Here is an 11,225-nt window from a genome sequence, read left to right as displayed (position 1 = left end):
AATGGTTTCAAAAGCAGTAGCGAAATACGTGCACGCGCTGCACCTGAAGAAGTACCGCACCCGCCACGATGCTTTCCTGGTAGAAGGCGGCAAGAGCGTGCGCGAGCTGCTAAGTTCCGGGATTCTGATCGAACGGCTGATAACGACGCCCGAATTTGCTGATAAAATTGCTGCCGAGCTACCCGCCGGGGTTCCGCTCGACCTGGTTTCGGCCGACGAGCTGACCCGCCTTAGCTCCCTGAGCACCAACAACACGGCCCTGGCAGTGGCCCGCCTGCCCGCCGAAACACCCCTGCAGCCGGCCCCCAACCAGCTGCTGCTGGCCCTCGACGACGTGCGCGACCCCGGCAACGTGGGCACGCTCATCCGGCTGGCCGACTGGTACGGGCTGGCCGGGGTAGTGTGCTCCGAAACCTGCGCCGACCCCTGGGCTCCTAAAACGGTAGTCGCCACCATGGGCTCGTTCGCCCGCGTGCCCATCTGGCAGCGCGACCTGCCCACCTGGCTGGCCACGCTGCCCGCCGGCCTGCCCGTGTATGGCGCCGACCTGCACGGCGACAACGTCCACCGCCTTACGCTGCAACCCAGCGGCGTGCTCATCATGGGCTCCGAAAGCCACGGCCTCACACCGCCCGTTGAAGCCTGCCTCACCCAGCGCCTGCACATCCCCGGCCGTGGCCAGGCCGAAAGCCTCAACGTGGCCGTATCAGCCGCTATACTGCTGGATAATTTTTACCGGAATGCTTAGTGCAGGAGTTTCGTGAACGGTGTGCTCTTTTGCATCTTGATAAACATATTTGAGGTGCAAAAGCCTGATATAGTTACTTGAGCTGCCTGACTTTTGGTAGCTTTTTCACTTTGGCATTTGCCATTTCATAGGTATACTGGAGCTTGACTACAATACTGCCTTGCTTGTTGATTGCTCCCCATTTTTTATTATTTCCAACTAGGGCATAGCCGTTAGCAAAGTTTGCGCAGGAATCAAAGATAACCGGAACAACCAGCTTACCGTTTGGGTAGATGAAGCCATATTTATTGCCAATTCTGGCTTTTGCTACTCCCTCAATAAAGTTACCGAATACCATATAGTCAAAACCCGATAACTGTTCTCCGTTCTTATCGAAAAGAGCATTTTTATCACCCTTAGTTAACACCAGTAAACTGTCATTATGCCACCGGATGTAGTTATATTTACAGGGCAATAATAATTTTCCGTTTATATTAAACAGTCCGTAGAGACTCTTCATTGAGCGAATATCACCAATTGATGATTCGCCAATGATGCTATCTTTATTTATTGACACTATGTAAGAATTGTTCTGTTTATTTATGCCGTTATACTCAGCAGGTATTTTAATATTATTGGCGTTAGATAACACTCCCATAAAGTGTTCGCCGTAGTATTTGGCTCTGAAACCAAATAGGTATTCCGTGGTGTCCAAGGGCTGTAAATACTCATATTTACAAGGTACAAGCAGGCGGCCATCTGTGCCTATAGCACCTAGTTTCCCGCCTTTGGCCACTACCGCGCTACCGCCAATGAATCGTGCGGCGTATTGAAACTGAGGCGCAATCCGTATGGTGTCCGCCTCATCCTTGTACCCCCAGGTTGAGTCGCTCTTAAAAGGTACTAGGCGCTGAGCGTAGCCGCCGACAGCGGTGAGGAATACGAGAAAAATAACGAGGCTGTATTTCATGATTTTGCATCGGTATAAAGTGTTTTCAAAACGCATCGCCCGCGCAAGTTGATGGGAAAGTCAGAGTCAAGCCCGCGGGTTTTCCACACGACAGTTCAGCGAAACAAGTAGCCCGGCGGCAAAAGAGCATTTCAGCTTCTCTGCCGCCGGGCTACTTGTTCTAGTTAGCGTATCTGTGTTGTAAACAGTTAGTTCAACAGCGTAAATCCGAAGCTGATCGTCTGGGCCTGGGGGCCGCGGTTGTTCTGGAAGAGGTTGTTGAGGTTATATTTGGCGAACAAGTCGATACCGCGGACGCCGATAGTGCCCTGCAGACCATACTGGAAGTCTTCGAGGTTGTAGCTGCCGCGGTCCTTATCCTTTTTGGTGTTGCCGTCTTCCTCGTACTTGAGCTTGGTGTGCGAGCCCAGGCGGTAGCCCACGAAACCGCCGGCTCCCATGCGGAATGAGTCGCGGCCCTTGTCGTCGCGGAAGCTAAGGGCTACCATCAGTGGCAGATTGATGGTGGAAACGGCCAGCTTGCTCTTCTCATAGTTGCGCCCGGCTTCGGTGGGCAGCTCCAGGGTCGTTGCGCCGTTCTGGTTTACAAAACGCCGGTTGTTATCGAGCATGTAGTTGTTGAAAGCCAGCTCGGGGCCGGTGCGCAGGTACAGCGGCGAGCCCTTGGCACCTATTCTAATATCGTAGAGCCAGTTGAAGCTGATGTAGCGCGAGCCCCAGGGACGCAGGTCCAGGGAGGTGCCGCTCATATCCTGCTGCTTGTCTGTCAGTGCATTCAGGCCCAGGTCGATAGTGAAGCTGGAGCTCACGGCGCGGTTGGCCCGTTCCTCGGCCTTGGCCTTGCGCTCGGCCGTCCGGATCGAGTCGGATTTGGCCGACGAGCCTACCCGTACCGATACCCGGTCGTCGCCGCCGGCGCTGTTTTCCTCCACCGTCACGCCGAACACCCGGCCCACGCTCACGTCTACCCGCTCGCCCTTTCTGGCAGGCTGGCCAGGGTTTTGGTCGTTGTGCATCGTGATGCGGATCTGTTCGGGCACCCGCTTGCCAGGCTGGTCTTTGGCGGGGTAGAACTCCATTGTCACCTGCTCGGAGGTAGCGCTTTTGCTGGCCTTCTCGGCTTGGGCAATGTAAGTATCGAGCAGCAGCATCAACGAATCGAGCTTGTAGTTGCGCAACTCGCGCAGCTGGGCCCGGTCTTTTACGTACAGTGTCATCGTGGCCTGGTTGGGCAGGCGCACCACAATGGTGTCGTCGTTCAAAGCAGGCAGGGCGCGGGCCGTACCGGTGGTCGAAACCAGGGCCAGCAACATCGTCAGGAGCGGAAGCAGGAAGAGGCGTTTCATGAGAGAGTTGATTTTAGAGCTTGGAGCTTAGTCGGTAGTGCTTAGTTATTGGTTGTCGGAACGCTTGGGACGACGTCCTCTAAGCACTGCCGACTAAGCTCTAAGCACTACAATTGAATGGTTTTAGTAAGGGTGCGGCTGCCCAGGCGGGCCTGCACGGTTACTGTTTCGGGCAGGCCGGCGGCGGTCAGGCTCACCGGTTCCCCTTTCACCACGTTGCGCACCTGCCGGAGCACGGCCAGCACGCCACGGCGGCGGGCGGGTTGCGGTGGCTCCGGAGCTTCATAAGCGGGCCGGACTTCCACTTCAATCGGGACGGTGAGGGCTACCGTGGCAGTGGATAGGGCGGCGGGCCGTTTCAGCGCCGGGGCCAACGTAGGTTCGGGCAGGTTGGGCGCGGTGGCGGCCAGGGCCGTTGCCGGGGCCGGCTCGTTTGCCGGCAGTCCCGAAGCAACCGTCGCCGAACTGGTCGGGGGCCGGCGGTCGGCGGCCAGGCCGGGTTGTACACCCCCGGGCCGGCTTGCCGCAGCGCGAACCGTAGTGGCCACTAAGGCGGCCGGCCCGGAGACCATAACGGTGGCGGTTGCTTCTGAGGGGCCAGATGGGGACGTGGCTTCAGCCGTTGCCCGGGCCGCATTATTTATTTCAGCGGCAGCCAGAAGTGCCTGTTCGTCAGCCGAATTATTTTTCGCGCCAGGGCCTGCAGCGGCATCTGTGCTGGCGGCCTGTACGCGGGCGGGCGTGGTAGCAGCCAGCTCGGGCCGGGCTGCGGGGCCCGAGCCACCAGTGAGCAGCCAGCCGGCAGCGCCCAGCAACATAAGCAACGCCACCGAAGCCGCCGCCAGCCACATGGCGGGGCGGCGGCGCTTGGCGGGCTGAATTTCGGCCTCAATTTTGGTCCATACGAAGGCGGGCGGGGTGGGAGTGTGGCCCGCCAGCCGCTCGCGAAACAGCTTATCAATATCTTCCGGTTGCATACAGTTCTTTCGGTGAGGAGGTGGTAGTAGGGGCGGCGGGGCGGGCCTGCATGTTGGCCACCGCGAGGCGGCGCTGAAGCATACCCCGGGCCTTACTGAGCTGCGACTTGCTGGTGCCTTCCGAAATACCGAGCAGCTCGCCGATTTCGGGGTGGGAGTAGCCCTCCAGGGCATACAGGTTGAAAACGGTGCGGTAGCCGGCCGGCAACCCCGCCAGCAGCGCCAGCATGTCGTCGGCGCTGAGCTGGCTTTCGGCCGTGGCGGCCACGGCTGGCACGTCGTAGGTCAGATCGTCGATAGCCATGTGCAGCGGCTCCTTGCGGCGCAGCATCCCGAGGGCCTCGTTGACGACGATGCGCCGAATCCAGCCCTCGAACGAGCCCTCGTGCCGGTACTGGTCGAGAGCCCGGAACACCTTGGTAAACCCCACAATCAGGGCCTCCTCGGCATCCTCGCGCCTGCGCAGGTAACGCAGGCACACCGACAGCATCAGGCCCGAAAACTGCTCGTAGAGCTGTTTCTGAGCCCGGCTACTGCCTTGGCGGCAGGCGGTAATGAGTTCGGTTTCCGTCATGATGACAGCGGCAGCGGCGTAAATTTCAGGTCAGAAGCAGTTCGTTTGGAGCGGCAGATGCAAGGTAGCACGCAAGGGTTGCCTGACGGGAAGTAAAAAATTAAAGCTGCAGAACGGCCGTAGCGCGAGGCTCCAGCTTCGCGTACCGCTGAACGAAACCGTGTATTACGACAGTCAGCAACGACACGCGAAGCTGGAGCTTTACGCTACGGCTGTTCTAAAAGCAAAAGCCGCTGAACATCGGCACCGGGCCCGTTCAACGGCTTCACCTTTCTTCTCCCGAGTATATCCGGCGTTAGGCCACGCTTTCCGATAGGTTCACCGAATCGGCCTCAGCACCCTTCCTGCGCCCAAAAGCCCAGTACAACGCCGGCATACCCAGCAGGTTGAGCACCGTGGACGTGACCACGCCGCCCAGAATCACCACCGACATGGGGTGCTCGATTTCCGAGCCCGGCTCGTTGCCAGCCAGGATGATGGGCAGCAGCGCCAGCACCGAGGTCAGGGCCGTCATAATGATGGGTGAAACCCGCTCCAGCGAGCCGCGAATGATGAGTTCCTTGCTGAAGGGCATGCCCTCCTCGCGCTCCAGGTGCTGGTAGTGGCTAACCAGCATGATGCTGTTGCGGGCCGCCACGCCCAGCACCGTAATAAAGCCCACGATGGAGCCCAGCGACAGCACCCCGCCCGTGAGAAACGCCGCCAGCAAACAGCCCGACACGGCAAAAAACAAGCTCAGGATGCCCAGCGTGGCCAGCCGCACGGTGCCGAAATCGGTGTAGAGCACCAGAAAGATACCCACCAGCGAGAGCAGCACCAGCAGCGCCATGCGGTTCTGCGAAGCCTGCCGCTCGGCGTACTCGCCCAGAATTTCGGGGTGGTAGCCGGCACTAAAAGCCACGCCGTCGACCTGCGCCTGCACGTCGCGGGCCACCGAGCCCAGGTCGCGGCCGCGCACGTTCAGCGTCACGTCGATGCGGCGGGAGGAGGCTTCGCGGGTGATTTCGTTGGGCGTGGGCACAATGCGCACGTCGGCCACTTCCTTGAGCGGCACGGCCCCGCCGCCGGGCAGGCCGATGAGCAGCTCGCGTACGGCCCCAAAGTCGGAGCGTACGGCCGGCTGGCCCCATACGGCCACGTCGAAAATCTTCTGCTCCTGGTAGATTTCGCCCACCTTGCGGCCCTTCACCAGCGTGCTGATGGCCTGCAGCACGGTGCCCGGACTCAGGCCGAAACGCGCCGCTGCCTCGGGCTTAATCTTCACCTGAATCTGGGGCACCAGGGTTTGCTGCTGCACTTTCAGGTCCACCACGCCCTCCACGCCTTCCAGCTTACTGCCCACTTCCTTGGCTTTGGTGTAAAGCTGGTCAAGGTCGGGGCCGAAAATGCGCACCACGATAGTGGCCGAGGTGCCGGTGAGCACCTCCTTGATTCGCTCGCGCAGGTAGGTCAGCAGGTCGCGGTAGAGGCCGGGGTAGCCGTCCACCACGGTCTGGATTTTGGCTACTGTGGCCTCGTAATCCACTTTGGGGTCCACAGAAATCCAAAGCTCCGTGAAGTTCGGGCCCACCACTTCGTCGGCCACCTCGGCCCGGCCAATGTGCGCCCCGAAGTTGCGCACGCCCGGAATGGCGCGCAGCTCCTTGCTGGCCCGGATGGTGATGCGCGACATGGCCTGCAAGGATGTGCCGGGCTTCTCCACCCAGTGCATCAGAAAGTCGTATTCCTTGAAGTTGGGCAGGAATTCCTGGCCAAAAAATGGCAGCGTGAGCATGGAAACCACCGCTATGCCGGTCAGCGACCAGGCCACGCGCTTGGGGCGGGCCAGCAGGCTGGGCAGCAGGCGGGCGTAGTGCCGCTTCAGCCAGGCCACTACCGGCGCGTCTTTGAATTCCTTTTCAGCCGCTTTAGGCAGCAGAATCAAAGCCAGTGCGGGCGTAAGGGTAAGGGCCACAAACAGCGAGGCCAGAATGGCCAGCACGTAGGCAAAGGCCAGCGGCTGGAAAAAAGCCCCCGACAAGCCCGGCAGCAAAAAGATGGGTAGCAGCACCAGCGCCACGATAACCGAGCCGTAAATCACGGCCGAGCGCACCTCCATGCTAGCCTCGTACACCACCGCAAACGCCGTTTTGGGCGAGCCCGCGACCTTGTTCAGCCGCAGCCGCCGCATGATGTTTTCCACGTCGATAATGGCGTCGTCCACCACTTCGCCCAGCGCGATAATGAGGCCGGCCAGCACCATCGTATCAATGGTTTTGCCGGAGTAGCGCAGCGCCAGCGCCGCCGCAATCAGCGACGTGGGCAGCGCCAGGGCACTAATGAGGGCCGTGCGCCACTCATACATAAAGAATAGCAGCACCAGCACCACCAGCACACAGCCAATGAGCAGCGACTTGTTCAGGTTGCTCAGCGACATTTCAATAAACGTCGCGGGGCGGAAGATGGTCGAGTCGATTTCCAGCCCTTTCAAACCCGGCCGCATGGCCTCCAGGGCCGCTTCTACTTGGCGGGTTACCTCCAGGGTGTTGGCGCCCGGCTGCTTTTCCACGATGAGCAGCAGGCCGGGCACGTCGTTGATAACGGCGTCGCCGATGGGGGCGGGGAAGCCCTCCACCACCTGCGCCACCTCGCCCAGCTTCAGGCTCACGCCGTTGCGGAAGGTCACGGGCATCTGCGCCAAATCGGCGGCACTTTGGATGGCGGCGCTCTGCGACACGGCCAGGCGCTGGTTGGGCGAGTCGATGAAGCCGCCGCCGGCCAGCGTGGTGGCGTCGGCCGCGGCCTTTTCCACCTCGGCCAGCGTGAGGCCCAGCGTGCGCAGCTGCTCGGGATTCACCAGCACCTGCAGCTGCCGGTCGCGCTGGCCCCAGATGGCCACGTTGGCCACGCCGGGCACGGCCATCAGGCGCGGCCGGATGCTCCAGCGGGCCAGCGTGGTCATTTCCACCTGCGTGAGGCTATCGGAGGTGATGCCGATTTTCAGCACCCGGCTCGTGGAGGACAGCGGCGAGAGCATCACTGGCGGCCGGGCCACGCCGGGCAGCGTGGGCGCCACCCGCGCCAGCCGCTCCTGCACCGCCTGCCGGGCGTTATTAATGTCAATGCCCTGCGGAAAGTACAGCACCACCGACGAGAGGCCCAGCACCGATTTGGAACGGATTTTCTTCACGTCGGGTGTGCCGTTCAGCGCGTTTTCCAGGGGCACGCTGATAAGGGCTTCCACCTCGGCCGTGCTCAGGCCGGGCGCTTCGGTCTGCACCTCCACGTAAGGCGGCGCAAACTCCGGAAATACGTCGAGGGGCGTGTTGCGCACCACCTGCAGGCCCGCTACCAGCATCACCCCAAACAGGATGACGACCACCAGCCGCAGCCGCAATGCTGATTCAATTATCCACTTCATTCGATAGTGTTTAAAGTCTAGTTTCTAGTAGCACGTCATGCTGAGCGGAGGCGCAGCCGAAGCATCTCTACCGCAGTGGTAAATTCTGTTGATTGCAACGAAGCGGTAGAGATGCTTAGACAAGCTCAGCATGACGTTCTTTTCTGGTTTTTGAGTGTCTACTCTCCTTTAATGGCTGCCGCCGAACTCGGTGCCGAATAGCTCCGCCGCACCGTCAGTCACGACTTCCGCGCCGGCTTTTACGCCCCGCGAGATGACGATTTGGTCGCCCACGGCCCGCTGCACTTCCACGCGCTGGCGGGTGTATTGCCGGGGTGCGGTGCGCACGTACACCCACTGCCCGCCCGTGGCGTCGTAGAGCAACGCGGCGGCCGGAATGGTGAGGGCTTCCGTTGTGGCGGCGCCGGCGGTTGCCAGGTTGTTGCCGCCCAGCGTCACGTCCACGGCCACCCGCTCGCCGGGGCGGAAAGCTTCGTCGGCGTTATCAATTTCGTAGAACACATCGGCCGTGCCCGTGCCGGCGGTGGCCCCGAGCAGGGGCGCTTCCACTGGCCGTCCCTGGCGCGGGGCCCCGCCATCGAGGGGGCGCACGGTTACCGTCTGGCCCTTGCCCAAGCGGCGCAAATCGCCCACGAACAGGGGCACCCGCACCCACACTTTGTTGAGCGCGGCCAGCTCCACCAGCACCATGTTGGGCGTCACCACCGAGCCATCGGTGACGGTGACGCGTTGCACTACACCGCTGAGGGGAGCCTTGATGGGCAGGGCCTGCCCCACGCCGGCGTTGCCGTTGGCCGAGGCTTGGCGGGCGCGGGCGTCGGCCAAGCCGCGTTGGGCCAGGGCCACGTCGGCGCGGGCGTCGTCGCGGGCCCGCACGCTGCCGGCGCGGTCAGCCAGCAGCTCCTCGGCGCGGCTCAGGCGGGCCTGGGCTACCTGGAGCTGGGTGCGGGCCTGGGCCGTGCCCTGGTTGAGGGTGAGCAGGTCGCGCTCGGCGGGCAGCGGCACGAGGCTATACAGCGTCTGGCCCTCGCGCACGCGCTGGCCGGCCGTGATGCTGGCCCCGCCGCGTAAGGTGCCCTGCACGGGTGCCACAACGGTCACGGCCCGGCCCGGCACGGCCTGAATCTCGCCGCCCACTTCCCGCGTGGCCTGCACGTTGTCGGTTTTGATGGCCACGGTTTTAATGCCCAGGCGCTTTTCCGCGTCGGCGGTGATGGTCACGGTGGTCAACTCCGATTCCTTAACCGGGTTGGCCACTTCGGAAGCGACGATGGCCTTGGGCTTCTCGTCTTTGCCGCAGGCGGCCAAACTGAGTATGCCGACCAGCGGGAGGAGGCGAGACAATGGTATGAGACTAGGAATGGACATAGTTGCGAAGTATTAGACTGTCATGCTGAGCTTGCCGAAGCATCTCTACCGCTTCGTTGGGGCCGTGAGCGCCTCACCCCCGACCCCTCTCCAAAAGAGAGGGGTGCCAGCCGAAGCGGTAGAGATGCTTCGACTGCGGCTGCGCCTTCGCTCAGCATGACGGGCTGTTTTGTGCTGGATTGTTAAGTCTTCAATTAGAAGCGGCCGCCCACGGCGTAGCGCAGCCGGGCCACGGCGCGGCGCTGGTCGGCGCGGGCGTCGGCGGCGCGCTGTTGGGCGTCGAGGAGTTGGCGGGTGGTTTCGGCCACTTGCACGTAGGGGAAGTCGCCGTTGATGAAGGCGTTGGTGGAGCGGCGCAGGGCGTCGGTGAGGGTGGGCAGGTAGCTGTTTTCCCACAGCGCCACGCTCTGGGTAGCCTGCTCGAACTGGGCGTAGGCTTCGCGCACGTCGAGGTTCACGGTTTGGCGCAACGCCAGGTATTGCCACGAGGCCTGTTCCAGCTCGGCTTTCACCCGCGAGATGCGGCCCTGGTTGCGGTTGAAGATGGGCAGCCCGATGGCCGCGCCGGGGGCCAGGCTCACCGGCTTGGGGTCGTTGAGGCGGGCATTCAGCGAAAGCACAAACGAAAATACCCGGCTCCGTTCCCACTTCAGCCGCTTGCCGATGCCCTCAATCCCGATGCGGGCGGCCCACAAATCGGGCCGGGCGGCGTAGGCCGAATCAAGCAGTGTGCGCAGCGGTGGTACGGCCGTAGCCGCAGCGGGCGGGGCCGTAAAGCGTAGCGAATCGGCATTCACCGAGTCCAGGCCCAGGGTGGCCAGCAGGCGCAGGCGGGCCACCTGGGCGTCGCGGCGGGCGCGGTAGAAGTCGTCGACGGCGCGGAGCGAGTCGGCGCTGGGGGCCACGGTTTCCAGTTCGCTGGCTTCACCTACCCGGTAGCGGGCCCGCACGATGCGCGCCACTTCGGCCCGCATCGTGATGCCTTCGCGGGCGATGCGCAGCCGCTCATCGGCCAGAACTATATCGGTGTAGGAAACCTGGGCGTCGCGGCTCACCAGCAGGCCGCGGCTCACCAGGCTTTCGGCCACGCGCTGGGTTTCGAGCTGGGCGGCGCCCACCCGGCCGGGGCGCTGCCAGAGCAGGTCGGATGCGAAGCTGAGGGCCAGAGAAACCGGCGAAGTACCGAAGGCCGTCACGCCGGAGAGGACGGGGTTGGCGAGCAGGCCGGCGTCCTGCAAATCGGCCTGGGCCAGGGCGAGGGTGCTCAGGTCGGCCTGGAAGGCGGGGTTGCGGGTGAGGGCCAGGGTCACGGTTTCATCCTCGCTCAGGCCGTCCTGCAGGTTGGGCAGCGCGGGGGCCGGGGCGCTGGCGGTGCGGGCGGCGCTCAACTCGTAGCCGCTGCGGGCCCGCAGGCGCTGGCTTACCTGCTCGCGGGTGTAGGTTGATTGGGTGCTCACGCAGCCGGCAAGCAGCAGCGGCAAAGCCAGCAGCCACACAACGGCCCGCCGGGCGCGGAGCAAAGAAGTAAGCAAACAGACGGGAGTTTCCGGCACAGTAGGGCAAATAAGGCACAGCAACGGCGCTAACGGTGCGCTGCCACATTAAGGAAGCGGGAGCCACCCGCGCTACTGGGAGCCACTGCGGCCCCTGACTGGCGGGTGTCATCCGCCAAAGCTCCGGCCCAATTCTGAAGTTATACTGTAGTTGCCCAAGTCGCGGAGAACGGTGTAGGGGCGGGGCTTTTCCCCGCCCGCCGTTGCAACGGGCTTTGTGGGGCCTCAGACAGCCGTTCAATGCGTCGTGCTAACGGCGGGCGGGGGCAAGCCCCGCCCCTACATCGTTCCTGCCTAGTCCAAGCAGCTT

The 11,225-nt window shown here is 62.5% G+C and carries 8 protein-coding genes; 1 reads left to right on the top strand and 7 read right to left on the bottom strand.

The genetic code is table 11. The features are described 5' to 3' along the window. Window position 1 precedes the first annotated feature (1 nt). The gene (locus HW554_RS14930; RefSeq protein ID WP_176909377.1) at window positions 2-748 is read left to right on the top strand and encodes a TrmH family RNA methyltransferase; all 747 of its coding nucleotides are present in this window, start codon (window positions 2-4) and stop codon (window positions 746-748) included. Window positions 749-821: 73 nt separating this feature from the next. On the opposite strand, the gene HW554_RS14925 is transcribed toward HW554_RS14930, so the two are convergent. The 7 genes from HW554_RS14925 to HW554_RS14895 all read right to left on the bottom strand — a co-directional run bounded on the left by HW554_RS14925 (window position 822) and on the right by HW554_RS14895 (window position 10,894). Next, window positions 822-1,697, bottom strand: a complete 876-nt coding sequence (locus HW554_RS14925; protein ID WP_176909376.1) for a WG repeat-containing protein — start codon at window positions 1,695-1,697, stop codon at window positions 822-824. Between the two features lie 188 nt (window positions 1,698-1,885). Then, window positions 1,886-3,043: an outer membrane beta-barrel protein gene (locus tag HW554_RS14920; protein ID WP_176909375.1), complete on the bottom strand. Its 1,158-nt coding sequence runs from the start codon at window positions 3,041-3,043 to the stop codon at window positions 1,886-1,888. 107 nt (window positions 3,044-3,150) lie between these two features. After that, on the bottom strand, window positions 3,151-4,020 hold the full coding sequence (locus tag HW554_RS14915) for a hypothetical protein (protein WP_176909374.1): 870 nt from the start codon (window positions 4,018-4,020) through the stop codon (window positions 3,151-3,153). Next, window positions 4,001-4,594, bottom strand: coding sequence for an RNA polymerase sigma factor (locus HW554_RS14910; protein ID WP_176909373.1), 594 nt, complete (start codon window positions 4,592-4,594; stop codon window positions 4,001-4,003). The genes HW554_RS14915 and HW554_RS14910 overlap by 20 nt, the downstream gene beginning before the upstream one ends. Before the next feature lie 295 nt (window positions 4,595-4,889). Further along, a complete protein-coding gene (locus tag HW554_RS14905; protein ID WP_176909372.1) occupies window positions 4,890-7,994 on the bottom strand; it encodes an efflux RND transporter permease subunit in 3,105 nt (1,034 codons plus the stop codon). Between the two features lie 168 nt (window positions 7,995-8,162). Next, window positions 8,163-9,338 carry an efflux RND transporter periplasmic adaptor subunit gene (locus HW554_RS14900; protein ID WP_176909371.1) on the bottom strand — a complete coding sequence of 392 codons (1,176 nt, stop codon included), beginning with the start codon at window positions 9,336-9,338 and terminating at the stop codon, window positions 8,163-8,165. Between the two features lie 218 nt (window positions 9,339-9,556). After that, window positions 9,557-10,894, bottom strand: a complete 1,338-nt coding sequence (locus HW554_RS14895; protein WP_176909370.1) for a TolC family protein — start codon at window positions 10,892-10,894, stop codon at window positions 9,557-9,559. Window positions 10,895-11,225: the final 331 nt, after the last annotated feature.

Origin of the sequence: Hymenobacter lapidiphilus, assembly GCF_013377885.1 — a bacterium.
Classification (GTDB): domain Bacteria; phylum Bacteroidota; class Bacteroidia; order Cytophagales; family Hymenobacteraceae; genus Hymenobacter; species Hymenobacter lapidiphilus.
The sequence above is the reverse complement of the archived record's forward strand: the minus strand, read 5'-3'. Positions and strand labels throughout refer to the sequence as shown.

Coding starts and splice junctions, on each gene's coding strand:
- HW554_RS14915 (WP_176909374.1), bottom strand. CDS start 4,020: ATGCAACCGGAAGATATTGATAAGCTGTTTCGCGAGCGGCTGGCGGGC.
- HW554_RS14925 (WP_176909376.1), bottom strand. CDS start 1,697: ATGAAATACAGCCTCGTTATTTTTCTCGTATTCCTCACCGCTGTCGGC.
- HW554_RS14910 (WP_176909373.1), bottom strand. CDS start 4,594: ATGACGGAAACCGAACTCATTACCGCCTGCCGCCAAGGCAGTAGCCGG.
- HW554_RS14930 (WP_176909377.1), top strand. CDS start 2: ATGGTTTCAAAAGCAGTAGCGAAATACGTGCACGCGCTGCACCTGAAG.
- HW554_RS14920 (WP_176909375.1), bottom strand. CDS start 3,043: ATGAAACGCCTCTTCCTGCTTCCGCTCCTGACGATGTTGCTGGCCCTG.
- HW554_RS14905 (WP_176909372.1), bottom strand. CDS start 7,994: ATGAAGTGGATAATTGAATCAGCATTGCGGCTGCGGCTGGTGGTCGTC.